The organism is Bradyrhizobium sp. AUGA SZCCT0283 (assembly GCF_018130385.1).
GTDB lineage: Bacteria > Pseudomonadota > Alphaproteobacteria > Rhizobiales > Xanthobacteraceae > Bradyrhizobium.
This window is the reverse complement of the sequence record NZ_JAFCLU010000006.1, coordinates 188101-214300: the sequence shown is the minus strand read 5'-3', so window position 1 is coordinate 214300 and position 26200 is coordinate 188101. Positions and strand designations below refer to the sequence as shown.

The window sequence follows — 26200 nt, the reverse complement described above, 5'->3', positions numbered from 1 at the left end:
CGGCGAAGGCAGGAGGGGAGGGAAGCGATGGCTCAGGCGCTGCAGCGCAAGCTGGCCTCGATCGACGTCAGCGATCCCCGCCTTTATCAGGACGACACCTGGCGGCCGCTATTCGAACAGTTGCGCCGCGACGATCCCGTGCATTATTGCGAGGCCTCGCCGTTCGGGCCGTACTGGTCGGTGACGCGCTACGACGACATTTTTGCGGTCGAACTCGATCACGAGACATATTCGTCAAGCTCGGAGCTCGGCGGTATTCAGGTGGCCGATCAGCCCAGGGGGCACGAAATCTCGAATTTCATCCGGATGGACCCGCCGGGGCATACCGCGCAGCGACGCGTCGTCGCGCCGATCGTGGCGCCGTCGAATCTCGCCAATTTCGAGCCGCTGATCCGCAAGCGAACATGCGATGTGCTGGATGCATTGCCGCGCCACGAGACCTTCGACTGGGTCGAGCGGGTCTCGACCGATCTCACCAACATGATGCTGGCGACGCTGTTCGATTTCCCGTGGGAGGATCGCATGAAGCTGACCTGGTGGTCCGATGTCGCGATCGCCAATGTCAATTCGCCTGACGCCGTCGTGCATTCGGAGGCCGAACGTTTCGATGAACTGGTCAAGATGGGCGAATACTTCCGTAAATTGTGGGAAGCGCGCGCCGACGCCCCGCCGGCCTTCGACCTGATCTCGATGCTGGCGCATTCCGAAGCCACGCGCCATCTCCAACCACGCGAATTCATCGGCACGATGGCGCTGTTGATCGTCGGCGGCAACGACACCACCCGCAACTCGATGAGCGGCGGCTTGACGGCGCTGGTCGAAAACCCAGAACAGTTCGAGCTGGTGCGCGCGCGGCGCGAACTGATCCCGAACCTCGTCTCCGAGATCATCCGCTATCACACGCCGGTGCTGCATATGCGCCGCACCGCGCGTGACGACACCGAACTCGCCGGCCGCCGCATCGCCAAGGGCGACAAGGTCGTGATGTGGTACATCTCTGGCAACCGCGACGAGAGCAAGATCGACCGCGCCGATGAATTTATCATCGACCGCGCCAAGCCGCGCCAGCATCTTGCGTTCGGCGCCGGCATCCACCGCTGCGTCGGCGACCGTCTCGCCGAACAGCAAATCCGCATTCTCTGGGAGGAAATATTGAACCGCGACCTTCGCTTCGAAATCATGGGCCCGCCGCAGCGGCTCTATTCAAATTTCATCCGCGGCATCCGCTCGCTGCCGGTAAGGATTGTGAGCTGATCTATCCACGTCATTGCGAGCGAAGCGAAGCAATCCATTTCGCCGCGAAAGAAAGAATGGATTGCTTCGTCCTTGCGCAATGACGGTAAGAAGGAACAAGAATGAAGCACGACCCCGTTGACGTCCTGATCATCGGCGCCGGCGCGTCCGGCGCGGCGGTGGCATGGAGCTTGGCCGATACCAAGATGCACATCCTCTGCCTTGACCAGGGCGGCTGGATGAACCCTGCGGAATATCCGAGCACCGGCCGCGACTGGGAAGCAAAGTTCTACGGCGATTGGGCGACCAGCCCGAACATCCGCGGCCGGCCCGAGGACTATCCTGTTAACGACGACAACTCGCCGATCAAGGTCGTCAACTTCAACGGCGTCGGCGGCTCGACGGTGATGTACACCGCGCACTGGCCGCGGCTGCATCCCTCCGATTTCAAGGTGAAGACGCTCGACGGCGTCGCTGATGACTGGCCGATCGATTACGATGCACTCACCCCGTTCTTCGAAGAGAACGACCGGATGATGGGCGTATCGGGCCTGTCAGGCGATCCGCTGTCGCCGCTGACGCACCCGCCGATGCCGCCGCAGCCGCTTGGACTCTCCGGCCCGCTGATCGGCAAGGCCATGAACAAGCTCGGCTGGCACTGGTGGCCATCGGACACGACCGTTGCGACGATGGACTACGAGGGCCGGGCGCGCTGCATCAACCTCGGCCATTGCACGCCGGCCTGCGCGCAAGGCGCAAAAGCCTCGACCGACATCACCTATTGGCCGCACGCGATCCGCGCCGGCGTCGAGCTCAAGACCCATTGCCGCGTGCGCGAGATCCTGACCAACGAGCACGGCATGGCCTCGGGCGTCGTCTACTACGACAAGGATGGCGTCGAGCAGTTCCAGCCGGCCGAGGTCGTCATCATCGCCTGTAACGGCGTCGGCACGCCGCGGCTGCTCCTGAACTCGGTGTCGGGCAAATTCCCGAACGGCCTCGCCAATTCATCCGGCCTGGTCGGCAAGAACCTGATGTTCCACCCCTATGCGCAGATCTACGGTTTTGTGAAGGAGCCGACCGACTCTAACCGCGCGCCGCCGACCTGCCTCTGGAGCAAGGAATTTTACGACACCGATCTGTCGCGCGGCTTCGTTCGCGGCTATGGCATCCAGTTCGGCCGCGGTGCAGGGCCCGTGTTCGAAGCGGTGGCGAGCGAGCAGAAGGGCATTTTGCCGTGGGGCGCCGATCACCACCGCGTGTTTCGCAGGCTCAACGGCCATCGCCTCGCGGTCTCCGCGATCTGCGAGGATCTGCCCGAGGAGCACAACCGCGTCACGCTCGATCCCGTGCTGAAGGACGGCCACGGAATCCCGGCGCCGAAGATCGATTACATGCTCAGCGAGAACAGCCGGAAGATGATGGATCATGGACTGGCGCGTGGCCGGGAGATTCTCGAAGCCGCAGGCGCAACCGACATCTGCATCAACAACCCGATTCCATGGGGCGGCTGGCATCTGCTCGGCACGGCGCGGATGGGTACCGACCCGGCGCGCTCCGTGGTCAACGAATGGGGCCGCTCGCACGATGTGAAGAATCTCTTCATCGTCGACGGCAGCGTGTTCGTCACGTCAGGCGGGCTGAACCCGACCTCGACCATCCAGGCGATCGCGCTCTACGTCGCCGACCAGATGAAGCAACGCCTTGCCAACCTCTTCGATTGAGACCGCCATGCCCACAACAAATGAACTGACCGCAGCCCAGCGCGACGATCTCCGCACCGTCGCGGCGATGATCGTTCCCGCCAGCGATGAGTACAAGGTGCCCGGCGCGGACGACCCCGCGATCCAGGCCGACATGCTGGCGACGCTCGGCCGCGACACCGCGCTGGTCGCGCAGGCGCTCGACTATCTCGCGCGTCTCGCCGGCAAGCCGCTGGCCGAACTCGATGCGGCCAAACGCGATGCGGTCGCGACGGAGTTCCGCGCCACGGGCGGCGCTGCGGCGGCGACGCTCGTCCGCGTCGTCCTGCAGTGCTACTACCGCGACGACCGCGTGCTGCGCTCGCTCGGGCTCGAGCTGCGCGCACCGTTCCCGAAAGGCTACACGCTGGAACAGGGCGACTGGTCGCTGCTCGATCCCGTCAAGGCACGCCCGGCGACGCTCAGGCGGGCGCCCTAGCAGGCCAGCCCGGCGCCGACTGCGGACATCTTGCGCATCCGGTTCCCGGCCACCATCTGATGAGGCCGAAGGAATCTCGCCATGTTGGATTTTACCTCAGATATCGCCGATGACGATCTGTCATCGCGAACGGCCGAGCCTGCCGGGGATAACGACCGGGTCTTGCTCGACGCCTATTCCAATGCCGTGATCGACGTGACCGAACGCGTCGGCCCCGCCGTCGTGCGCGTCGAAACCGGACCTAAAGTGCGCTCCGCGCGCGAACGCGGCGGGCTTGGCTCGGGCATCGTCATCTCGCCCGATGGTCTGGTGCTGACCAACAGCCATGTGGTCGGATCATCGAAAGAGATCAGGCTGCGCGACATCGAAGGCTTTGTCACCGATGCTCATGTGCTCGGCGTCGATCCCGACACCGACCTCGCGCTGCTGCGGGCCGACGGCGCGCGCGATTTGCGCTATGCCTCGCTCGGCAATTCCAAGAGCCTGCGTCGCGGCCAGCTCGTGGTCGCGATCGGCAATCCGCTGGGATTTGAATCGACGGTAACCGCCGGCGTGGTGTCGGCGCTCGGCCGCTCGATCCGCTCGGTGAGCGGGCGGACCATCGAGGACGTGATCCAGACCGACGCCGCGCTCAACCCCGGCAATTCCGGCGGGCCGCTGGTGTCGTCGTCATCAGAGGTGATCGGCATCAACACCGCGATCATCAATGGCGCGCAGGGCATCTGTTTTGCGGTCGCCAGCAACACCGCGCAGTTCGTGCTGTCCGAGATCATCCGACACGGCTATGTCCGCCGCGCCTATATCGGTGTCGCTGGCCAGACCGCGCCGATCCCGCGGCGCCATGCGGTGGTCGCCGGCGTCGACAACAAGATGGGCGCGCTGCTGGCGCAGATCGAGCCGGACAGTCCGGCGGCGAAGGCGGGACTATTGCCAGGCGACGTCGTGATCAAACTCGACGGTATCGAGATCAACGGCGTCGACGATCTGATCCGCGTGCTCGACCGAGACCGCGTCGGACGGACGCTGTCGATGGACGTGCTGCGGATGGGAAGGTTGCGAGCGATCGATATCCATCCGGTCGAGCGCAAGCCTGCAGCAAGGCAGTAGCTATCGTTGCAACGCCGCCAGCAGTTCGTCCGGCGCTTCGACCATCATCATGTGGCCGGCGCCCGGCAGCACGACGGTGCGGGCGTTCGGCGTCGCGGCCGCCAGCGTCTTGCCGGCCTTCGCAGGCGTCATCATATCGCGCTCGCCGAGGATGAAGGTGGCGGGCACCTTGACCTGAGCGGCGGCAGCGAGCGCGTTCTGATAGGCGTTGCAGGCGTTGAGATCGTTATAGAGCACGCCGGGCCGCGTCTGCTGCAGCACGCGCTGTGCGCCCTGATGCATCCACAGTCCCGGCGCGAGGCTGCCGCCGAGCTCGGCCTTGAAACCGAGGCCCCAGATCGAGACCATGTCGAAGGCGTCGGGACTGTTGGCCTCCGCGGCCTTGAGCAGATCAGGACCGACGGTCATCGTTGCGGCGGTTCCGATCAGGCTGAGACCGGAGACCTTGTCGGGATGCCGCGCGGACGTCTCAAGCGCGATCAACGAGCCCATGGAATGACCGACGAGTTTTGCCTTGGGCGCGCCGGCGGCGTCGAGCAGGGCGGCAGTCCAGTCGGCCATGTCGGCGATGGTCGGAAGCGGCGCGCCGGAAGAGCGGCCATGGCCCGGCAGATCGGGCGCCAGTACCGAGTAGCCGTGATGCGCAAACCAGCGGCTGTGCAGCGCCCAGGTCGAATGATCGAACCCGGCGCCGTGCAGCATCACCACCGCCGGCAGCGATGGATCGAACGGACGGCCGCCGGTGGCAACGAAGACATCAGCACCATTGACGGAAAGCTGCATGGTTCAAACCTTCTGCGATGCGCGAAGCGCCTGGCCGAGATCGTCGATGATGTCGGAGACGGTTTCGATGCCGACCGACAGCCGCACCAGCTCCTCGCCGATGCCTGCGGCCTTCAACTGTGCGGCATCCATCTGCTGATGCGTGGTGCTGGCGGGGTGAATCACCAGCGTCTTGGCGTCGCCGACATTGGCGAGATGGCTGATCATCCGCAACGATTCGATGAATTTCTTGCCGGCGGCACGGCCGCCCTTGATGCCGAAGCTCACGATCGATCCGGCGCCACGCGGCAGCAGCCGCTTCGCAAGCTGATGGTCGGGATGATTTTCCAGCGCCGGATGCAGCACCCAGTCGACCGCCTTGTTGGCGGTCAGTGCCTCAAGCACCGCGAGCGTATTGCTCATATGGCGCTCCATGCGGACGCCCAGCGTCTCGACGCCCTGCAGCAGTTGGAACGCGTTGGTCGGCGAGAGACACGCGCCGAAGTCGCGCAAACCTTCCGTGCGCGCGCGCATGATGAAGGCGGCCTGGCCGAACTGCTCGTCGAAGACGATGCCGTGATAGCCGGCATAGGGTTCGGTAAGCTGGGGAAATTTGCCGGAAGCGTGCCAGTCGAACCGGCCGCCGTCGACGATGACGCCGCCGATCGCAATGCCGTGGCCGCCGATCCATTTGGTCGCCGAGTTCATCACGATATCGGCGCCGAGTTCGATCGGGCGGCTGAGATACGGCGTCGCAAAGGTGTTGTCGATCAACAGCGGAATTTTCGCGTCATGCGCGATCTGCGCCACCGCCGGAATGTCCAGCACCTCGAGCCCGGGATTGCCGATGGTCTCGCCGATCACGAGCCGCGTGTTCGGCTTGATCGACGCGCGGAATTCATCGAGGGCGCGCGGCTTGACGAAGGTGGTGGTGATGCCGAAGCGCGGCAGCGTATGCGCCAGCAGGTTGATGGTGCCGCCATAGAGCGAGGCGGAGGCCACGATGTGGTCACCGGTGTTAAGGATCGTTGCGATCGCCAGATGCAGCGCGGCCATGCCGCTCGCGGTGCAGATCGCGCCGACGCCGGCTTCCAGCGCGGCGAGGCGCTCTTCGAGCACGGCGGTCGTCGGATTGGAAATGCGGGTGTAGATATGGCCGGCGCGTTCCAGGTTGAACAGCGCCGCGGCGTGGTCGGAATCCTGAAAGACGTAGGACGTGGTCTGGTAGATCGGAACGGCGCGGGCGCCGGTTGCGGGATCCGGGCGCTGGCCGGCGTGCAGGCTCAGGGTTTCGAAAGCAGGCGGCTTGGGTGCGGGCATGCGGGGCTCGTCAAATCGGTTGGTCTGGGATGGGTACTTAGAGGTTCAGACGTGCACGGCAGTGCGGACGCGGCCGGCATTTCCGAAAACGCGCAGATAACGCTCGACCTCGGACGGGCTGCCGGTGGCCTTCTCGGGATTATCAGACAGCTTCACGGCCGGCCGTCCATCGACCGACGTCACCTTGCAGACCAGCGAGATCGGGTCGAGATCGGCGGACCCGTCCGGCGCGCAGCCGACGAAATCGTTGGTGAGGTTGGTGCCCCAGCCGAACGAGATGCGGACACGTCCGGCGAAATGCCGATAGGTCTCCTCGATCGAGCCGACATCCATGCCATCGGAGAACACCAGCAGCTTCTCGCGGGGATCGCGGCCCTTCTGCTTCCACCACTTGATGATGTCCTCGCCGGCCGTGATCGGCGGCGCACTGTCGGGGCGAAAGCCGGTCCAGTCGGCGACCCAGTCCGGCGCGTCGCGCAGGAACGGCTTTGTGCCGAACGCGTCGGGCAGCGCGATCAGGAGGTTGCCGCCATAGGTATGACGCCATTGATCGAGGATGCGATAGGGTGCCCAGCGCAACTCCTCGTCTGAATCGGCGAGCGCGGCTGCGACCATCGGCAATTCATGCGCGTTGGTGCCGATCGCTTCGAGATCGTTGTCCATGGCAAGCAGCACGTTTGACGTGCCGGTGAAGGAGGAACCGAGGCCCTCCTTGACGGCCTCGACACACCAGCGCTGCCACAAATGGCCGTGGCGGCGGCGGGTGCCGAAGTCCGACAGCCGCAAGCCTTCGAGCTTGCGCAGCCGCTCGACCTTGGACCACAGCTTGGCCTTGGCGCGGGCATAGAGCACGTCGAGCACGAAGCGGCCCTGTCCCTTGGTCGCCTGGCGCGAGCGCAACTCGTTCATGATCGCGAGCGCCGGGATCTCCCACATCGTGGTGTGGGTCCACGGCCCGTGGAAGTGCAGTTCATACTGGCCGTCCACCTTGTTCAGTTCATATTCGGGTAGGCGGAAGTTGGCGAGCCAGTTGATGAAGTCCGGCGAGAACATCTGGGTCTTGCCGTAGAACGTGTTACCGGCGAGCCAGATCAGCTCCTTCTTGGCGAAGCGGATGGAGCGCGCATGGTCGAGCTGCGCGCGCAGTTCGCCCTCGTCGATGATCTCGGCGAGGCGGACCTGCTTGGAGCGGTTGATGACCGAAAAGGTGACGCGCTGATCCGGATAGAATTCGCGGATCATCTGCAGCATCAGCAGCTTGTAAAAATCGGTATCGAGCAGGCTGCGCACGATCGGGTCGAGCCGCCAGCCGTGATTATAGGTTCGGGATGCAATATCGGTAACTGCCATGGCGGAACTCTACCGTGCCGGAGGCCGCCCAACCAGTGGGTTTTGGCGGCGGCATGGCAGCTCAGCGCGCTATTCGTGCCGGATTCGGCCGACCGCCGCTTGGATATCGGTCCAGGCAGGCTTGTCCGGGGCGAATTGCAGCCTGAGATAAGCGGCCAGTTCCGCGACCTGGCCGTCGGTCAGGCTGTCCTTGAAGGCCGGCATATAGCCGAGATCGGTTGCGGCCGGCTTGGCGATGCCGTGCAGGATGAGCTGGATCAGATTGTCAGGCGCGGCGCTGTGCAGATTGCTGTTCAGCGCCAGCGACGGCCGGCTGCCGAACAGCGGCGCGCCGCCGACCTCGTGGCACACCGCGCAGGCGCCCTGGTAGAGCCGGGCGCCGATGCTGGAGGTGGCCGACGCGCGTGTGCCGGTCGAGGATTCCAGTCGCGCGGCGAGCGCTTGCTGCGCCCGCTTGTCGGGGGCGGTGTCATTGAACGAGCCGAGATAAACCGCCATGGCGCGGATGTCGGAATCCGGAAGCGTGGCAAGCTCCTTCACCACCGGTGCCATCGGCCCCGCGGCGACGCCGTGAAGACGCGACTCGCCGGTTCGCAAGTAGGCGTACAACTCGTCCTCGCTCCACGGGATTGGCGCCTGCGACAGCGACGTCAGCGCCGGCGCTTCCCAGCCTTCGGCAAATCCGCCGGCGAGATAGGCGTTCGCCTTTTCCGCGCCGAGTGCATTGCGCGGCGAATGGCAGGCGCTGCAATGGCCGAGGCCTTCGACCAGATAGGCGCCGCGATTCCATATTTCGGATTTTGCCGGATCAGGCTGAAAAACGGCGGGCTGGTGGAACAGCGCGTTCCATCCCGCCATCAGCGGACGCAGGTTGAACGGAAACGCTACCGCGTTATTCGGCGTCTCCGCGCGCACCGCCGGTTGCGCCATCAGATAGGCGTAGAGCGCCTGCATGTCGGCGTCAGTGGTCCTGGCGAAATGCGTGTAGGGAAATGCCGGATAGAGGTGCCGGCCGTCGCGATGGATGCCCTCGCGCATCGCGCGCTCGAAGGCGGGATAGGACCATGCGCCGATTCCGGTTTCGACATCGGGGGTGATGTTGGTCGCATAGATCGTTCCGAACGGCGTCGGCAACGGTCGGCCGCCGGCGTTGAGGATGCCGTTCACCGAGGTGTGGCAGACCGCGCAATCGCCGAGCGCGGCGAGTTGCTGGCCTCGCGCGATGGTCGCGGCCGAATAGACCGATGCATCCGGCCGCGCGATCGGCGCGATCGCGCGCCACGGCAGCACGGCGGCGCCGATGCCGATCGCGGCGGCGCAGAGTGCCGCAGCGGTTGCAAATACACTGCGCCGTCCGGCGAATGGATTTCGCCACCGGTTGAGATCGGGTTGCGGCGCCGATGCCGGGGACGGTATTGCTTCCGGTGCAGGCTGCTCCTCGCCGCGCAGCCCCCGCAAAATGCGTTCCGGCGTGAATGGCAATTCGCGAAAGCGCACACCGGTCGCATCAAAGATGGCGTTGGCGATGGCGGCCGCGCTGGGGACGGAGGCGGACTCGCCAACACCGAGCGGCGGCTGGTCCTGCCGCGGCAACATCAACACGTCGATCTCGGGCACCTCGGGGAATTTGATGATGGGGTAGGCGCCCCATTCGCGCGCCGTCACCGAAGTGCGATCGAATGACACTTCCTCCATCAGCGCGCGGCTGGTCGACTGGATGACGTTGCCGTGGATCTGGTGGCGCACGCCGTCCGGATTGATCATCAGGCCGGAGTCCTGGCCTGCGACCACGCGGGTCACGCTGACATCGCCGGTCGCCTTGTTGACGGCGACGTCGGCGATCCATGCTGACCACGCCGCGCCATAGCCGGGAAACTTGCTGTGCACATAGAGCGCGTAAGCAAAGCCGCGCCCGCGCACGATATCGCCTTCGGCCTCCGGTTCCTGCCTTACCGGGCGCGGCTTCCAGCCGGCGCGTTCGGCGACCGCATTGACAAGATCGACCGCGCGCGAGTCCTTCAGATAGCGCAGGCGGTACTCGATCGGATCAACGCCGGCCTGATCAGCGCATTCGTCGATCCAGGACTCATGGGCAAAGGTGTTCGGCAGCGCCGAAACACCGCGCAGCCAGGAGGCGCGCACGATTGGCGGCATGTCGTGCGCCGTCACGCGCAGATTGTCGTAGTCGTAGGGCGGGATCGCGGTGCGGTCGCCCATCTCGAAGATGGCAGGCGCGTGCGGGATGGTGCCGGTCAGCAGCAGCGCCAGCGTTGGTGCGCCGTTCGATGGATAGCGCGTCGCGAAATCATAACCGGCGACGCCGCCGTCGGCGTTCAATCCGCCGTTAACATCCATCAACTGTGCAGTGCCCTTGGGCTCCCACGCATGCTCCTGCTCACGCGTCAACTGCACTCGAACGGGGCGGCCGACGGCGCGCGACAGCAGCATCGCGTCGGCGGAAACGTCATCGGCGCAGTTCCGGCCATAGCAACCGGCGGCCTCCATCCGGATCACCTCGATCTCGGCTTCGCGGCGATGGATCAGCCGCGCCAGCTCAGTGCGCAGATGGTGTGGATTCTGCGTGCCTGACCAGACCCTGGTCTGATCCTCCTGATAATCGGCGACCGCGCAGGACGGGCCGATTGAGGCGTGCATCTGGTAAGGCCAGACATAAGTTCGCGGCATCGGCTTCGCGGCGCCGGCAATTGCCGCTTCGACGTTGCCCTTGTCGATCAGCGTTCGCGGCGTCGACGGATTGGCGCGCAGCGCGGTCTCGATGTCCTTCAGATCGGGCAGCGTCGGCACCGGCTTCCAGCTCACCTTGAGCTGTGCCGCGGCCCTGATTGCATTCTCCTCGCGCTCGGCGACGACGCCGACGAAGTCGCCGATCCTGACGACGGCGACAAGTCCGGGGATGTCGCGTACCGAGGACTCGTCGACCGCAATCAGGCTGTTGCCGATAAAGTCGCCGACATCGACGCCGGCATAGGGCGGGCGAACGACACGTCCATGCAGCATGCCGGGCACGCGCATGTCGTGAACGTACACGAGTTCGCCGGTTGCCTTCGCCGGCAGATCGACGCGCGGCACGGATTGTCCGACGATGGTGTAGGCACTGGCCGCCTTCACGGGAACATCATCGGCCAGTTCAAGCTGGATGGTCTCGCCCGCGATCAGTTCGCCATAGCTGACGCTGCGATTGTCCTTGCCGCGGATCAAACCGTCTTCAATGATGAGGTCTTCGACAGCAAGCTCCAGCCGCTCTGCGGCACGCGCGACCAGGAATTGTCGCGCCTGCGCCGCGGCCTTCCGCAGCGGCACGGCGGTGATCTGGATCGTTTCGCTGGCGATCGTCGCGCCCTGATTGGGGACCAGCGAAGTATCACCAAGCACGACAACGACGCGGGCGAAGGATACGTCCAGCTCCTCCGCGACGATCTGCCCGAGCGCGGTGCGAATGCCGGTGCCGAGATCGACATGGCCGTTATAGGCGGTGATCGATCCGTCGGCGGTGATCCTGATGAAGGTCTCGAACTTGACGGCCTCGATGGGGGAGGCGGAACGAACGACGGACAGCGTGCCTTGCGGCCGGTTGCGATCCTCGGTCGTGTCAGGAGCCGTCATCACACCTGCGCCTCAACGGCACGACCTGCCGCGCGCATCGCCGCACGCATGATTTCGACATGCGCGCCGCAGCGGCAGAGATGATGGCGCAGCGCTTCCAGCACCTCGTCGTCCGACGGGTGAGGGGAACGCAGCAGCAACGCCTTGGTGGCGATGATCATGCCGTTGAGGCAGTAGCCGCATTGCGCCGCCTGTTCGCGGATGAAGGCCTGTTGCACGGGATCGGGATGTTCGCGCGAGCCCAGACCTTCGAGCGTCACGATGTCACGCCCGGTGCAGCCCTCGATCGGGATCACGCAGGAGCGCGCGGCGACACCGTCGATCAGCACGGCACAGGCGCCGCATTCGCCGAGCCCGCAGCCATACTTCGGTCCGTTCAGGGCGAGATCGTTGCGCAGCACATACAGCAATGCGGTGTCGGGCGCGGCGTCGACATCGCTGGTCTTGCCATTGACGGTAAGGCGCATCGTGCTCTGCGTCATGCTCCCCTAAGCCTTCGTTGCGCTGCAAACTATGCGCTGGACGCTTCCGAAAGATACCGTTTGTGTACAAACGTGCAAGCGCGCCATCCCGCGCTGCAGCGCGTTGCTCGCTTTATGAACAGGGATGCCAGGCAAATGAGTTATTATGCGGCAAGCGAGGTTTTTGGCCTCCGGGCCCGCTTGACAGCGTTTCCGTCCGCGCGCAACATCATTCGTATACGAACAAAGTGATCGGGCCGCGAGGAAGCGGCTCCGATCGGCGCCTTCTCGACTGCAGGCTTGTTCATGACCGATGCGACCGTCGCCGGTGGCGACAAGATCCGCTGCGATGCCTGTCCGGTGATGTGCTACATCAAGCCGGGCGCGGCCGGCGCGTGCGATCGCTATGCCAATCACAACGGCGAACTGGTGCGCGTCGATCCGCACATCCTGCTGGAACGAACGGTGTCGCATGGCGGGCGGCTGGTGCCGTTCCAGGCCGGCGGCGGCGACTGGGACGGCAAGATCGTCCACGAGCCGAACGTGTTCGTGACCGCCATCGGCGCCGGTACCACCTATCCCGACTACAAGCCGGCGCCCTTCATCGTGTCCTCGGAAGTCGATGGCGTCGACATGGTCACGGTCGTGACCGAGGGCATTTTCAGCTATTGCGGCGTCAAGGTGAAGATCGACACCGACCGCTATCTCGGCCCGGAGACGGCAACCGTCCGCGCGGAAGGCGAGGCGATCGGGCACGTGACGACCAGCGAATACGGTTCGCAGATGCTGTCGCTCGGCGGCGTGCATCACCTGACCGGCGGCTCCAAGAAGGAAGGCCGCGTCACCTGCGACGCGCTGATGGACCTTTCCAATTGCAAACCGGTAGAGCTGACGATCGACGGCGGCGCCACGGTCATGGTGCAGGCCGGCTATCCGCCGATCGTCAACGGCGTCGCCGAAGAGCGCATGCGCGTGGGGTGCGGCTCGGCGACCATCGGCATGTTCGCCAAGCAATGGCATGGCAAGGTCGATGAGGTCGTGGTCGTGGACGACCACATCACCGGTGTTCTCAGTGAGCACCAGGCCGGCAAGCTGCTCGATATTCCCGATACCGGGATCAAGATGAAGGGGCGGCGCTCGACGCCGGGCCGTTATTTCCAGGTCGCCGATCCCGGCACCGGTTGGGGCGGCACCAATATTTCCGATCCGCTGTCCGTGCTGGGGCCGTTCAATCCCAAGGAGGCTCGGCCCGGCCTGACCATGCTGATGGTCTCGACCACAGGCGAGCATGCGGCCTATTATGAGCTTGATGAAGCGCTGCGGCCGATCGAAAAACAAATGCCACCCGACCTTCGGCTCTCGGTCGAGCGCATCCAGGAGAATTGCGAGCCGGCGCTGTGCACGGTGCTGTTCATGGGCGGTGCCGGCGGCTCGCTGCGCGCCGGCGTTACCGACAATCCGGTGCGGCTGACGCGCTCGGTCAAGGACGCGCTGACGCGGGTCACCAGTGGTGGCGCGCCGGTTTATGTCTGGCCGGGCGGCGGCATCACCTTCATGGTCGACGTCACGCAGATGCCGGCCGGCGCATTCGGCTATGTGCCGACGCCGGCGCTGGTGGCGCCGATCGAATTTACGTTGCGGCTTTCCGATTATGCCGCGCTCGGTGGGCACATGGATCATGTGCGTCCGCTGGCGTCGCTGCGGGACAACACCGAAACCCGCCCGATGCCCGACATGCCGGGACGGCGCACATGAAACGGCTGCCGCAAATCGCGCTTCTTCCTGACGGCAAGCGACTGCATTTGCAGGACGGTCCGATCGATCTGGTCATCGAGGCGAAAGGCCGGGACGCAGAGGTGCGTGCCGCCTATCAGGCTGCGGCACACCGCTTTACCGGCCTGCTCGATGAACTCTGCGAGGAGTTGGTTGAACTCCGAAGGGCCGCCGGTCCGATTCGATGCTCGCTGAGAGGTGTCGTCGCGCGCCGCATGCATGCGGCTGTCGCGCCGTTTGCTATCGCTCACTTCATCACGCCGATGGCGGCCGTGGCGGGTAGCGTCGCGGAAGAAATTCTCGGCTCGATGCTTGCCGCGGCACCGCTCGACCGTGCTTACGTCAATAATGGCGGTGACATCGCGCTGCATCTCGCCGGGGCTGAGCGGTTCACCGTCGGCCTGTTGGATCGGCCGGACCGGCATGGTCTGATGCGAACGACGATGATTGACGCCGACGATCCGGTGCGGGGCATAGCGACCAGCGGGCGGCACGGCCGCAGTTTTTCGCTCGGCATCGCGGATGCCGTGACTGTGCTGGCGCGAACGGCGTCGCAGGCCGATGCCGCGGCCACCATCATCGCCAATGCGGTCGATCTGCCCGGCCATCCCGCCATCGTCCGCTGCCCGGCGAACGAGTTGCAGCCCGACAGCGACCTCGGCACGCGCCTTGTCACCCGTGACGTCGGCGCGCTCCAGGAGAGCGAGATCGATGACGCGCTGCAGGCGGGGGAGAGCCGGGCACAGCAATTGCTTGCGGCGGGATTGATCGAAGGTGCGGCCTTGCGTCTACTAGGCGAGACGGCCTTGGTCGGTGCAACGGGGATCAAGGCAGGCGCGTTGCCACCGTCTCATGAAAGCGCACTGGAAAGAACAGCGCATGTTTGATCGGGAGCGAGGCTGACAATGAGCGCGATTATTCGCAAGATCGTCACGGTGGTCGAGGAGACCCATCTCGAGATGGGACAGAAGGTTTCGCCGCCGACGCGGCGCGCCGCGGCGATCGCCGTGATCGAGAACCCATTTGCAGGCCGGTACGTCGAGGACCTTTCGCCCCTGATCGAAATCGGTGAGGAACTGGGCGATCTGCTTTCGAAAAGAGCAGTCGCCGCACTCGGCATCGACGGCGCCAAGGCGCACAGCTACGGCAAGGCCGCCGCCGTCGGCGAAAACGGCGAACTCGAGCATGCGGCGGCGATCCTGCACCCCAAGATGGGCGCGCCGGTACGCAAGGTCCTGGGCAAGGGCGCAGCATTGATCCCGTCGTCGAAGAAGCGCAGCGGCCCGGGAACCACGCTAGATATTCCGCTCGGCCACAAGGATGCAGCCTTCGTGCGCAGCCATTTCGACGGCATGGAAGTGCAGATCAACGATGCGCCGCGCGCCAACGAGATCATGGTCGCGGTGGCGGTCACCGACAGCGGCAGGCCGTTGCCGCGCGTCGGGGGACTAACGGTTTCGGAAGTCAAAGGCGAAGACGGTTTAAGATAGTTCACAAGGACATTGGAGGTAGGGATGCGACGTAGACACGTACTTGGAGCAGGTTTGGCGATCGCGGTTGCCGGCATGGCGGGTAGCGCCATGGCGCAGAGCGAGATCAAGATCGGCGAGATCAACAGCTATTCGCTGTTGCCCGCCTTCACCGAGCCCTATCGCAAGGGCTGGCAACTCGCGGTCGAGGAAATCAACGCGGCGGGCGGCATCAACGGCAAGAAGCTCGTCGTCATCTCCAAGGATGATGGCGGCAAGCCGGCGGATGCGCAGACTGCGGCCAACGAGCTGGTGTCGAGCGAGAACGTGGCGATGCTGACGGGCACCTTCCTGTCCAATATCGGTCTGGCCGTCTCTGACTTCGCCAACCAGAAGAAAGTGTTTTTCCTGGCGGCGGAGCCTTTGACCGACGCCATCACCTGGTCGAAGGGCAATCGCTATACCTTCCGCCTGCGTCCTTCCAACTACATGCAGGCGGCGATGCTGGTGGAGGAAGCCGCCAAGTTGCCCGCAAAACGCTGGGCGACGATTGCGCCGAACTATGAATACGGCCAGTCCGCGGTCGCGGTATTCAAGAAGCTGATGTCGGAGAAGCGTCCGGACATCCAGTGGGTCGATGAGCAGTGGCCGCCGCAGGGCAAGATCGACGCCGGCCCGGTGGTGCAGGCGGTTGCCGCCGCCAACCCCGAGGCAATTCTCAACGTCACCTTCGGCGCCGATCTCGTAAAGCTCGTGCGCGAGGGCAATACCCGCGGCCTGTTCAAGGGGCGTTCGGTGGTGTCCTTCCTCACCGGCGAGCCGGAATATCTTGATCCGTTGAAGGAAGAAACGCCGGAGGGCTGGATCGTCACCGGTTATCCCTGGTATGACATCAAGACACCGGACCACGACAAGTTCCTGAAGGCCTATCAGGCCAAGTACAGCGACTATCCGCGCCTCGGCTCGATCGTCGGCTACCAGACCATCAAGGCGGCTGCCGCGATTCTTGCCAAGGCCAATTCGACCGATCCGGAGAAGCTGATCGCGGCGACCGAAGGCCTGTCGATGCCGTCGCCGTTCGGCGAGATCACCTTCCGCAAGATCGATCACCAGTCGACGCTCGGCGCCTATGTCGGCAAGACCGCGCTGAAGGACGGCAAGGGCGTGATGGTGGATTCTGTCTATCGCAAGGGCGCGGATTATCTCCCGAGCGACGCGGAAGTCGCCAAGCAGCGACCGCAGTAGGGGCTTCTCCCTCTCCCCGTCCTTACGGGGAGAGGGTCGGGGTGAGGGGCTCTCTCCGCGAATTCCGCTGATAGTGAGCGCGCGGAGAGAGCCACTCACCCGGAATTCAAGCTGACGCTTGAATTCCGGCCTCTCCCCGCGAGCGGGGAGAGGCTAAGTCGAGCTCCGACACGCCGATCTAACTCCACGCGACTACATCTAACCCGGACCGCCCATGGCCTTCTACTTCGTTCAGTTCCTGACCGGTCTTGCCAGCGCGGCTTCGCTGTTTCTGGTCGCGTCGGGGCTGTCGATCATCTTCGGCGTGACGCGGATCGTGAATTTCGCCCATGGCGCGTTCTACATGCTCGGCGCCTATGTCGCGTTCACGCTGACCGAGCGCTTCTCCGGCGCGCTCGGCTTCTGGGGCGGCATCGTCGTCGCGGCGCTGATCGTCGCCGCCGTCGGTGTGCTGGTCGAGATGGTGCTGCTGCGGCGGATCTACCATGCGCCGGAACTGTTCCAGCTGCTCGCTACCTTCGGCCTGACGCTGATGGTCCAGGATATCGTGGTGCTGATCTGGGGGCCGGACGATCTGCTTGGCCGCCGTGCGCCCGGATTCAGGGGCGCGGTCGATTTCTTCGGCCAGAACATTCCAAGCTACGATCTGTTCCTGATCGCGCTCAGTCCGATCGTGCTCGGCGGGCTCTGGCTGTTGTTCCAGCGCACGCGCTGGGGCGTTCTGGTGCGCGCGGCGACGCAGGACCGCGACATGGTGGCGGCGCTCGGCGTCAATCAGAAATGGCTGTTCACCAGCGTGTTTGCGCTCGGTGTGTTTCTCGCGGCACTCGGCGGCGCGCTGCAGATTCCGCGCGATGCCGTGCATCACGCATTGGATCTTCGCATCATCGTCGACGTGTTCGTGGTGGTGGTGATCGGCGGCCTTGGCAGCATCATCGGCGCCTTCGTGGCCGCCGTGCTGGTCTCCGAACTCAACGCGTTCGGTATTCTCATCTTCCCGAAGATCTCCATCATCCTGGTGTTCCTGGTGATGGCGGTGGTGCTGATCGTGCGGCCGTGGGGCCTGTTCGGCAAGCCGGAAGCGGCTGCGCGCCGCACGCCGGGCCTGACCGTCAATCCGTGGCGGCCGCTCACCTCCGGTGAGCGGTCGATGTCGATAGGCGCGCTGGTCCTTGCGGCGATGCTGCCGCTGTTCGCTGGAAACTACGCGCTCACCGTCGGGTCGGAGATTGCGATCTTCGTGATCTTCGCTGCCAGCCTGCATTTCCTGATGTCGGTCGGCGGGCTCGCCTCGTTCGGCCACGCCGCCTATTTCGGGCTTGGCGCCTATGGCGTCGCGTTCCTCGCCAAGGCGGCGGGGCTGCCGATGATCGTTTCGCTGCTGCTCGGCCCGCTGCTGGGCCTGCTGGGCGCCGCCGTATTCGGCTTCTTCGCCGTGCAGCTCTCCGGCGTCTATTTCGCGATGCTGACGCTCGCCTTTGCGCAGATCGTCTGGTCGATCGCGTTCCAGTGGGTGGCGGTGACCGGCGGCGACAACGGTATTTTGGGCGTCTGGCCGGACAAGTGGGCCGCGGGCCCGGCCAGTTTCTACTGGCTGTCGCTCGCGATAGCGGCGCTTGCGGTCACGGTGTTGCGGGTGATCGTGTTCTCGCCGTTCGGCTTTGCGTTGCGCGCGACGCGGGACTCGCCGCTGCGCAGCGAGGCGATCGGCATCGACGGCAAGCGCGTGCAGTGGACGGCCTTCGTCATATCAGGCACGGTCGCAGGGATCGGCGGCGCGCTGTTCGCCTATCTGAAGGGCAGCGTCTTTCCGGACAGCCTCGGCATCTCGCTGTCAGTCGATGCGCTGGTCATGGTGCTGCTCGGCGGCGTCGAGACGGTTTCCGGCGCTGTCATCGGCGCCATCGTGTTCAAGGCGGCCAACATCTGGCTGGTCAGCCAGACCGATCTTTCCAAGCTGGTGCTGGGTGGCTTCATCGTGCTGATGGTGGTGGCCTTCCCGAAGGGCATCGTCGGCACGCTGGAGGCGATCAGGAATCGCCGGCGATCCTCCGAACCGAAATCCGCACTCGCCACCTCCCGGATCGAGGTTGCCGAATGAGCATGGTCCCCACATTGCTGTCGGTCCAAAATCTCAGCAAGTCCTATGGCGGCGTGCATGCTGTGCGCAGCGTATCGTTCGAACTGCGCGCGGGCGAAATCCTGGCGCTGATCGGTCCCAACGGCGCTGGAAAAAGCACCTGTTTCGACATGCTCAACGGCCAGAACACCCCGGACAGCGGCCGGATCAATCTGCTCGGCGAGGACACGGTGGGCCGGAAGCCGCGCGCGATCTGGCGGCTCGGCGTCGGGCGCACATTCCAGATCACCGCGACATTCCCGACCATGACGGTACGCGAGAACGTGCAGGTCGCGCTGGTGTCCTATGGCAGGCAATTGTTCAATCTCTGGGGCTCGACCGCAAGCTACGCCCGCGACGAAGCCGGCCGGCTGCTCGATCTCGTCGGCATGGGCGCCTATGCCGGGCGTCCGTGCGGCGAGCTCGCCTATGGCGATCTCAAGCGGCTGGAGCTCGCGATCGCGCTCGCCAACCAGCCGAAACTGTTGCTGATGGACGAGCCGACCGCCGGCATGGCGCCGCGCGAGCGGATCGAACTGATGCGGCTCACCGCGCGGATCGCCCGCGAGCAGTCGATCGGCGTGCTGTTCACCGAGCACGACATGGATGTGGTGTTCGAACATGCCGACCGCATCCTGGTGCTCAACCGCGGCAGCCTGATCGCCGAAGGCTCGCCCGAAGAAGTCCGCGGCAATCCGCAGGTACGCGCCATCTATCTCGGCGAAGGTCTTGTGTACGACGCACGCCACCGCGAGGGAGCCGGCGCATGAAGCTGCAGGTCGCGGATCTCAACAGTTTTTATGGCCCGGCGCATATCCTGTTCGATATCGCGCTGGAAGTCGGCGAAGGGGAGGTGGTAGCGCTGCTCGGCCGCAACGGCGCCGGCAAGTCGACCACGTTCCGCTCCATCGTCGGCCTCGTCGAGAATCGCTCGGGGCGGATTGTCTTCGAGGGCAAGGACGTCTCGCGCGAGCCGACGCATGCGATCGTGCGCGGCGGGCTTGGCTACGTGCCGGAAGAGCGGCGCATCTTCACGGATCTGACGGTTGAGGAAAATCTCGAAGTCGGCCGCCAGCCGAAGCGGCCGAACGCGCCGCAGTGGACGCGCGAAAAGCTGTTCACGCTGTTTCCCAATCTCGGCGAAATGCGCAACCGTCCCGGTGGGCGGATGAGCGGCGGTGAGCAACAGATGCTGACCATCGCGCGGACGCTGATGGGCAATCCGTCGTTGGTGCTGCTCGATGAACCCTCGGAAGGGCTGTCGCCGAAGATCGTCGAACAGATGGTCGAAGCCATCCTCGCGATGAAGCGAGAAGGCGTCAGCATCGTGGTATCCGAGCAGAACCTGCATTTCGCGCGATTGATTTCGGATCGCGCCTACATCATCGAGCGCGGCAAGATCTGCTTCGGCGGCACGATGGCGGAACTCGATGCGCGGCCGGACATCCGGGACGCGCATCTGTCGCTGTAAGCGGCTGAAGGGAAAAGGGGCGGGGGCGCTGATGGCAAGGAGTGTTTCGCCGAAACGAGCCGTCAAGCCGGCGCGGCCGTCCTACATTCTCGACGAGCAGATCGGCTTCATCCTGCGCCAGGTCTGGCAGCGCCATGCCACCATCTTCGCCCGCGAAATCGGCATCAACCTGACGCCAACGCAATGGGCGGCGCTCGCAAAACTGACCGAGACCGGCCCGTGCTCGCAGAACCTGCTCGGACGGCTGACGGCGATGGATGTCGCGACCATCAAGGGTGTGATCGACCGCCTCACCGCGCGCGGCCTTACCGAGACCAGCCCGGACCCGGAGGACGGCCGCCGCCTGCTGGTGAGTCTGACGCGCGCCGGCCAGCAACTGGCCGAAAAAGCTGCGCCCAACGCGCTCGCGATCAGCCGCGAGACGCTGGCGCCGCTCGATGCGAAGGAGCGCGAGACGCTGATGGCGTTGCTCGACAAGCTGCGGTGAATCGCCGGACGCGGCTTGCGCTAGACCAGGCTGAGTACCAGTGCGATAGCGCCCACCAGAATGAGGCTGACGGCCCAGGTCGTATCCAGATTGAACCAGCTTTGCGATATGAATTTGAGGCCGAGATAGCGGTAGGCGAGCCACGCGCAACATCCGCCGGCGGCGATCATCGCGGCGGCGTGGACGGTGGCAACCAATACAGCCATGCCGAGATTGGCATTGATGAGCGTGCCGGCGGCCTGGTGGCCGCTGTCGAGTTCGGCTTCCCGGCAGAGCCCGAGATAGATCGGCACTAGCATCAGCGCCGCGCCATGCGCGAGCGCCACGGCGAACGACCAAAGCCCCAATTGCGCTGGCGATATCCGCGCCAGCGCTCTTGGATGGCGCCGGTTGGCGAGCCGGAACAGACCGAAGGAGATGACGAGGAGGCTTGCGCTGATCTGTATCGTGCGCTGCCATTCGACGACGGCAACGAGCAGCGCAAAAGGAAGGATCACTAGCAGCATCGCAAGCAGGTGGCCGGCCGTGAGCGGCCCAAGCGCGGCTATCAGGGCGCGCGGGCTTCTTTCCATCAACCCAGCCGAAACGGCGAGCGGCCATCCCATGCCCGGGTTGACGCCATGGTAGAGGCCGCTCGCGATGACAGCCAGCCAGAGCCAGGCAGGTGTCCAGTCGGCTGCGCTCATTCAAACCGACGGATAGCAGAACGAATCCGTCGAACAGTCACCGCCGTCGAGCCGGACTTGGTGCGCGCGGTATCCGTCGGGGAAATTGACCCAGTAATCCCTCGCCAACTCCAGGCCGCCGTCCGGCTTCGCATTGGCCATCACCATGGCGCCGGGGACACCATCGGGATAGAACTGATTATCCCACGTCGAATACAGCGAGTTGGTCCAGTACACCCGCTTGCCGTCGCGACTGATCTCGACCATTTGCGGGCCGCCTCCAAAGGCCTTGCCGTTCGGATGCGGCGTGCGGCGCGCGATGCCGCCGATGTGTACCGACCCGGCAAGCTTCGGCTTTCTCGGCTCTCTGACATCGTATTGACGCATCTCGCCGGTGGCCCAGCAGGCGACGTAGAGGAATTTGTCGTCCATCGACAGGTCGATGTCCGTTACCAGCGGCGGCACCGCGCCAAAGCCCTGCAGCAGCGGCGGCAATTGCTCCTTCGCCGCGGGCTCGGGCGGGATCGTCGCCGTCTTCTCGATGTGAAACTTGCCGCCCTCGCGCCACCAGGTCCAGATCGAGCCTTCGAGATTTGTGGTATCAACTACCACGCCCAGGAAGCCGTATTCGCGAACGGGATCGTGCGCGGGACGCACTTCCAGCGCCATCTGATGGTTGGCGCCGAGGTCGATGGTCTGGACATTGCGCCGGGCGCGCAGGTCCCAGAAGTGGATGCGATGGCCGTATTTGTTGGAGAGCAGGTCTTCCGGCACGATGCCGTTCTCGAACTGCGGCGGCAACGCCCACTCGCTCGTCACCATGTAGTCGCGCGGCAGGTTCCACCAGAAATCATAATGTAGTGTTTGCGGACCGCGATCGAGCTCCCACCGTCCGAGCACCTCGAACGTCTCGCAGTCCATGATGAAGACGCCGGGCGGTCCATCGGTGCCGTTCTTGCCGCCGCCGCCGAGTGTAGAGACGTAGATGCCTTCCGGCCCGCAATGAACGGTATGGGGCCGCGAGTATCCCGTCTTCTTGAAGATTTCCTCCGGCTCGATGATCTTGTGGATAGCCGCCTTGGTGGGGTCCGGCTTGGTATCGACGATATAGATGCGGGATGACCGCATGCCCGGGATGATGAGATAGCGGCGCTCGAGGAAGGCGTGTCCGGTGAGCGGCGACAGCGACGACGAGCAGGCGTTCCAGCCGAAATGGTGAAACTCGTCGCCCTTGTTCGGCATCGTCACGGTGTGAACCACCTGGCCGTAGGTCGAGGAGCCCGGCTTGACGTCGATGACCGCAAGGGCGTCCGGTTTTGAAGCGTCCGGGCTGAGCAGCACGGTGTAGGCGAAGCTCTCCGGCGGAGCTTCCATGGCAAGCTTTGGCGAAGCGTGAAACGTGGGGTCGGGCCGAATGTTCATCGTACTGCCTCCCTGTTTGCCTCGATGTACAGCAACACGGCTCAGCGGCATGCAGCAAGAAATCACCGGGCGCGTTGAGTTCCTCGTTGAGAGTGCTGCCGGCCGGGGTTTGCCTGCCGACCATACACCGCAATATGGCCGGCGAAAATAACGATGGTGCGACCAATCCGCCACGCGTCCGCTCTTGCGGGGTGACGCCTTGCGTCGTCCGAACGGCCACCGTGCCGCAGAACCAGCTCATGATGCAGAAGCTGATGGTCAACCAGGCGCTCTACAACATGGGCCTGATGGGCACGCAGATGATCGCGACCGTGTTCGATGGCATTACCCGGCATTCGCCCGAGGGGCTGAACTTCAAGCGGCGGTCGGAGCAAATGGGTTGGAAACACGCCGTCGACGAACGCGACCAGGGCACCTTCGACTGGACCACCAATCAGCCGATTACGCAAAACAGGTAGCGCAAAGATTCAAGTCGGCGGAGAGAGTTCTGCTCTATCTGACCGTGATGGTAATTTTCTGCGAGACCACGGGAGGATTGAACGGAAAATGGTCGGCATCCCCCAGCACGAGCTGGAGCGTATGCTTGCCGGGTGGAAGCTCGATGCGCGCTTCGGTCTGGCCCGCGCCAAAATGAAGGTGTGATTTGTCCTGCGGAATCGGCTCATTGGGATTGAGCGGCTCATTCACGTCTACCAACAGGTGATGATGTCCGCTGTTCGGGTAATTGTCGCCGGCGTGGGTCACGCCCATGTTGCGCAGACCAAAGCGGCACCAAAATCCACCTTTGATGGTGGTGCCGTTCTGCGGCCACACAAAATAAAGCAGCGCATCCTTCGGCGCGGGCTTTCCCTGAGCGGACGCGGCGAACGGCAGGCAAGTGAGCGCTGCTGACAGAACGATCCGCTGCATGACCTTCATGACTGCCTCTTCAACGGTCCCCTAGGGGGAAAGTGCGATGCGGAACCCGTGGGTCGGATATCGCACGTTGGTGTCATAGCTGCCGCGGTTTGCTGTCCGGGCATAGGCCGAGTCTTTCCGCCAGGAACCGGAACGGATGACGTGCGAGGGACATTCGTTCTCGACCCACGCTGACCCGTCTACGGGAGCGCCTTGATAATTCTTGTGCCAGCAGTCTTCGACCCATTGATCGACGCCGCCGCCCATATCGAATAGCCCAAACGGATTTGGCTTCAGGCTGCCGACCTTGACCGGCTGATCGCTGGCTGGAATGTCGCTGCAGTTCTTGCAATTGACCATGCCGGGCTGAAACTGATCGCCCCACCAGTATCTGGTCTGCGTGCCGCCGCGCGCCGCATATTCCCATTCAGCTTCGCTCGGCAGCCGATACGGCTTGCGGGTAGTTTCCGCGAGCCACGCGACATATTGCCTTGCGTCGCTCCAGCTTACGTTTGCAACAGGCGCATCGTCCTTTCCGCTCGCCGTGAATCCGCATGCCTTTGCGGCAGCGCAATCGTTCCATTCCCGCACGGAGACAGGAAATTTCCCCATCGCAAACGGCTTGACCGTTACCTGATGGACCGGTTTTTCCGAAACGTCTTCGTTGCTGCCCATCGCAAAGCTGCCACCCCGAAGCGAGACCATTTCGGGTTCTCGAATCGACGCAGCAGCTTGCGTGGTTGGTTGACCCGCGGGCGCGGCGGGTGAGGCGGAAGGCGGTAGCGGCGCGGCCTGCTGTGGTGCCGGAGAGGGGGCAGGTTTGGGTGCTGCAGACGGCTCAGGCTGAGGCGCTGCCTGCTGCTGCGTTGGGGCCACCGTCGGCGCAGGCTGGGCAGGCGGCGCCGGTGGGCTTGCGGCCGGCGCCTTCTGCACTTCAGCCGGAGGTGAAACGGGAGCCGAAACCAGATTTGGCAGCTTGCCGTTTGGCAAGAGCGACCAGAGCGCGCCGCCCGCAATGAGCAGCAGCGCAAGGATCAGCAAAGAGACCAGAATGCCTTCGCGCCGCTTCCGGTTCTGCATAAGCGCAGCCGGATCGGAAAGCACGCGATAGACCCGCACCGGGTCGGTGATGTTCTTGACATGGCGATCGCCGAGCGACTCGTATCCGCAAACCAGCTTGTGCTTTATCTGTTCGTAGATGCCGCCGGAGATGTAGACTTCGCCGGGCTGGGCTATGCCTTCAAGCCGTGTGGCAATATTGACGCCGTCGCCGTAAACATCGTCGGTTTCGATGATGACATCGCCAAGATTGACGCCAATTCGATATTCGATCCAATGATGCTTCGGCAGCGCCGCGTTGCGTCCCACCAGATTTTGCTGAATCACGATGCTGCAGCGGACGGCCTCGACAGGACTATCGAAAATCGCAATGAACCCGTCGCCGGTGGTTTTAACAAGCCTGCCGTGATGTTCCACGATGCTTGGTTCGATGAGATCGCGCTCGATGCGCTTGACACGGCTGTGCGTGCCTTCCTCGTCGATCTGCATCAGGCGGCTGTAACCGGAGATATCGCCCGCCACGATGGCCGCAAGGCGGCGCGGCATTGGTTCGCGCGTTGGCGCGCCAAACCGGCCTGACTTGATGTCACGAATCTGGGCCATGGCTCGGATTGTTCCAGAAGCTGTAAATGACAGCGTGCGGCAAACAATCTTTCCAGCGCGCCCTCAGGGTACCATACTGACTGTGGGCGGCAAGCAACCGTGCGTGGGTTCCACTTTGGGGTATCCGCGCAATGGCGCTTACGAGAATAAGTCACCCAGCCTCCATCCAGGTTCAACCGAGGGGACACGAACTTCAGGCTTGAAACCCGGCAGACGAGCCGGGCAGGCATGGGTCAATCCTGTCCCGGCCATTTGGCGCGATAGCGAATTTCGCTGCCGTCGGTATTCGGCTGCCACGGCCCGAGCTCGGAGGCATGCGGCGCCTTGGCTGACAGGCCGATGCCGTAGAGCCGATCTGGCTGGCCCTTGATCTTGATCTCCAACTGCCGATGCGCGGTGCGGAAGGCGAGCTCGACGTTGCCGGCAATGACCGGCCTGTCGCCGTCGCGCTGGAACTGGTTGGGCCGTAACTCGCCCGGCATGGTGTTCAGGTCGGTCTGCAGTTCGATCGCGATGTCACGGAAGGAACTCGGCAACGCCGCTCCGGCGGGGAGGCGAACCTCAAAGACGAGAATCGGATTGGCGGCATTCGGATTGAGCCAGGGCGTGGCGGTCGTGACTGCGTAGATATAGTAGAATGTGGCAGCCGCGATGCCGAGTGCGACGATAACGGCAAATGCCTTCAGGCTGTTACGGAGAAGTCCGCCTGTGTTTTCTCCGCCGCGCAGCCGCGTCGCCAGCGCCGTGCCGAGCAGGAGGCCCGCGATCGCGCCAAGCGGCGCGAGCACCAGCAACGCCACAATGCCCGACATGATGGGGTCGGCCCGGTTTCCGAAGCCGACCAGCTCCAGGATCAGCAGTGTGGCGATAAAGCCCACGACCGCACCAACTACCCCGCCGGCGACTTGCAGCGAATTTTTCACGTATCCCTCGATGACCAGAACAAAACAGG

23 protein-coding genes are annotated in these 26200 nt (G+C 64.1%); 13 read left to right on the top strand and 10 right to left on the bottom strand.

Annotation, left to right across the window (positions count from 1 at the left end):
• Positions 1 to 27: 27 nt before the first annotated feature.
• The 4 genes from JQ624_RS11395 to JQ624_RS11380 all read left to right on the top strand — a co-directional run bounded on the left by JQ624_RS11395 (position 28) and on the right by JQ624_RS11380 (position 4521).
• Positions 28 to 1254: a cytochrome P450 gene (locus JQ624_RS11395; RefSeq protein WP_212418971.1), complete on the top strand. Its 1227-nt coding sequence runs from the start codon at positions 28 to 30 to the stop codon at positions 1252 to 1254.
• Between the two features lie 101 nt (positions 1255 to 1355).
• Positions 1356 to 2957, top strand: coding sequence for a GMC family oxidoreductase (locus JQ624_RS11390; protein WP_212418970.1), 1602 nt, complete (start codon positions 1356 to 1358; stop codon positions 2955 to 2957).
• A gap of 7 nt (positions 2958 to 2964) precedes the next feature.
• The gene (locus JQ624_RS11385; RefSeq protein WP_212418969.1) at positions 2965 to 3414 is read left to right on the top strand and encodes a hypothetical protein; all 450 of its coding nucleotides are present in this window, start codon (positions 2965 to 2967) and stop codon (positions 3412 to 3414) included.
• Positions 3415 to 3495: 81 nt separating this feature from the next.
• Positions 3496 to 4521 (top strand): S1C family serine protease, encoded by a 1026-nt coding sequence (locus JQ624_RS11380; RefSeq protein ID WP_212418968.1) that lies wholly within the window; start codon positions 3496 to 3498, stop codon positions 4519 to 4521.
• Here JQ624_RS11380 and JQ624_RS11375 read toward each other — a convergent pair whose 3' ends face one another.
• The 5 genes from JQ624_RS11375 to JQ624_RS11355 all read right to left on the bottom strand — a co-directional run bounded on the left by JQ624_RS11375 (position 4522) and on the right by JQ624_RS11355 (position 12059).
• On the bottom strand, positions 4522 to 5304 hold the full coding sequence (locus tag JQ624_RS11375) for an alpha/beta fold hydrolase (RefSeq protein ID WP_212418967.1): 783 nt from the start codon (positions 5302 to 5304) through the stop codon (positions 4522 to 4524).
• A gap of 3 nt (positions 5305 to 5307) precedes the next feature.
• A complete protein-coding gene (locus JQ624_RS11370) occupies positions 5308 to 6603 on the bottom strand; it encodes an O-acetylhomoserine aminocarboxypropyltransferase (RefSeq protein WP_212418966.1) in 1296 nt (431 codons plus the stop codon).
• Positions 6604 to 6648: 45 nt separating this feature from the next.
• Positions 6649 to 7953: a nicotinate phosphoribosyltransferase gene (gene pncB / locus JQ624_RS11365; protein WP_212418965.1), complete on the bottom strand. Its 1305-nt coding sequence runs from the start codon at positions 7951 to 7953 to the stop codon at positions 6649 to 6651.
• Between the two features lie 69 nt (positions 7954 to 8022).
• Positions 8023 to 11577, bottom strand: coding sequence for a molybdopterin cofactor-binding domain-containing protein (locus JQ624_RS11360; protein WP_212418964.1), 3555 nt, complete (start codon positions 11575 to 11577; stop codon positions 8023 to 8025).
• On the bottom strand, positions 11577 to 12059 hold the full coding sequence (locus tag JQ624_RS11355; protein ID WP_212418963.1) for a (2Fe-2S)-binding protein: 483 nt from the start codon (positions 12057 to 12059) through the stop codon (positions 11577 to 11579). Before JQ624_RS11355 ends, JQ624_RS11360 begins: the two co-directional genes overlap by 1 nt.
• A gap of 285 nt (positions 12060 to 12344) precedes the next feature.
• On the opposite strand from JQ624_RS11355, the gene JQ624_RS11350 reads away from it, so the two are divergent.
• The 8 genes from JQ624_RS11350 to JQ624_RS11315 all read left to right on the top strand — a co-directional run bounded on the left by JQ624_RS11350 (position 12345) and on the right by JQ624_RS11315 (position 20602).
• Positions 12345 to 13793 carry a 6-hydroxynicotinate reductase gene (locus tag JQ624_RS11350; protein ID WP_212418962.1) on the top strand — a complete coding sequence of 483 codons (1449 nt, stop codon included), beginning with the start codon at positions 12345 to 12347 and terminating at the stop codon, positions 13791 to 13793.
• Positions 13790 to 14698, top strand: a complete 909-nt coding sequence (locus JQ624_RS11345; RefSeq protein ID WP_212418961.1) for a UPF0280 family protein — start codon at positions 13790 to 13792, stop codon at positions 14696 to 14698. Before JQ624_RS11350 ends, JQ624_RS11345 begins: the two co-directional genes overlap by 4 nt.
• Positions 14699 to 14716: 18 nt before the next feature.
• Positions 14717 to 15301, top strand: coding sequence for an amino acid synthesis family protein (locus JQ624_RS11340; RefSeq protein WP_212418960.1), 585 nt, complete (start codon positions 14717 to 14719; stop codon positions 15299 to 15301).
• A gap of 24 nt (positions 15302 to 15325) precedes the next feature.
• Positions 15326 to 16525, top strand: coding sequence for an ABC transporter substrate-binding protein (locus JQ624_RS11335; protein WP_212418959.1), 1200 nt, complete (start codon positions 15326 to 15328; stop codon positions 16523 to 16525).
• 214 nt (positions 16526 to 16739) lie between these two features.
• Positions 16740 to 18626 carry an ABC transporter permease gene (locus tag JQ624_RS11330; protein ID WP_212418958.1) on the top strand — a complete coding sequence of 629 codons (1887 nt, stop codon included), beginning with the start codon at positions 16740 to 16742 and terminating at the stop codon, positions 18624 to 18626.
• Positions 18623 to 19414 carry an ABC transporter ATP-binding protein gene (locus tag JQ624_RS11325; protein WP_212418957.1) on the top strand — a complete coding sequence of 264 codons (792 nt, stop codon included), beginning with the start codon at positions 18623 to 18625 and terminating at the stop codon, positions 19412 to 19414. The genes JQ624_RS11330 and JQ624_RS11325 overlap by 4 nt, the downstream gene beginning before the upstream one ends.
• Positions 19411 to 20115, top strand: coding sequence for an ABC transporter ATP-binding protein (locus JQ624_RS11320; RefSeq protein WP_212418956.1), 705 nt, complete (start codon positions 19411 to 19413; stop codon positions 20113 to 20115). The genes JQ624_RS11325 and JQ624_RS11320 overlap by 4 nt, the downstream gene beginning before the upstream one ends.
• A 31-nt stretch (positions 20116 to 20146) precedes the next feature.
• Positions 20147 to 20602 (top strand): MarR family winged helix-turn-helix transcriptional regulator, encoded by a 456-nt coding sequence (locus JQ624_RS11315; protein ID WP_212418955.1) that lies wholly within the window; start codon positions 20147 to 20149, stop codon positions 20600 to 20602.
• Positions 20603 to 20622: 20 nt separating this feature from the next.
• Here the strand turns inward: JQ624_RS11315 and JQ624_RS11310 are convergent, their stop codons facing one another.
• Positions 20623 to 21288: a hypothetical protein gene (locus JQ624_RS11310; protein WP_212418954.1), complete on the bottom strand. Its 666-nt coding sequence runs from the start codon at positions 21286 to 21288 to the stop codon at positions 20623 to 20625.
• Positions 21289 to 22689 (bottom strand): selenium-binding protein SBP56-related protein, encoded by a 1401-nt coding sequence (locus JQ624_RS11305; protein ID WP_212418953.1) that lies wholly within the window; start codon positions 22687 to 22689, stop codon positions 21289 to 21291. It lies immediately after the preceding gene.
• A 239-nt stretch (positions 22690 to 22928) separates the two neighbouring features.
• Here JQ624_RS11305 and JQ624_RS11300 point away from each other — a divergent pair, with 239 nt between their 5' ends.
• Positions 22929 to 23147 (top strand): hypothetical protein, encoded by a 219-nt coding sequence (locus JQ624_RS11300; protein ID WP_249129703.1) that lies wholly within the window; start codon positions 22929 to 22931, stop codon positions 23145 to 23147.
• 34 nt (positions 23148 to 23181) lie between these two features.
• On the opposite strand, the gene JQ624_RS11295 is transcribed toward JQ624_RS11300, so the two are convergent.
• From JQ624_RS11295 to JQ624_RS11285, 3 genes are all read right to left on the bottom strand, one after another.
• Complete coding sequence (locus tag JQ624_RS11295; RefSeq protein ID WP_212418952.1) at positions 23182 to 23607, bottom strand: DUF4399 domain-containing protein; 426 nt, start codon at positions 23605 to 23607, stop codon at positions 23182 to 23184.
• A gap of 21 nt (positions 23608 to 23628) precedes the next feature.
• Entirely contained in the window at positions 23629 to 25248 is a 1620-nt protein-coding gene (locus tag JQ624_RS11290; RefSeq protein ID WP_212418951.1) for an SUMF1/EgtB/PvdO family nonheme iron enzyme, read from the bottom strand.
• Positions 25249 to 25481: 233 nt separating this feature from the next.
• Positions 25482 to 26171 carry a hypothetical protein gene (locus JQ624_RS11285; protein WP_212418950.1) on the bottom strand — a complete coding sequence of 230 codons (690 nt, stop codon included), beginning with the start codon at positions 26169 to 26171 and terminating at the stop codon, positions 25482 to 25484.
• Between the last annotated feature and the right edge of the window lie 29 nt (positions 26172 to 26200).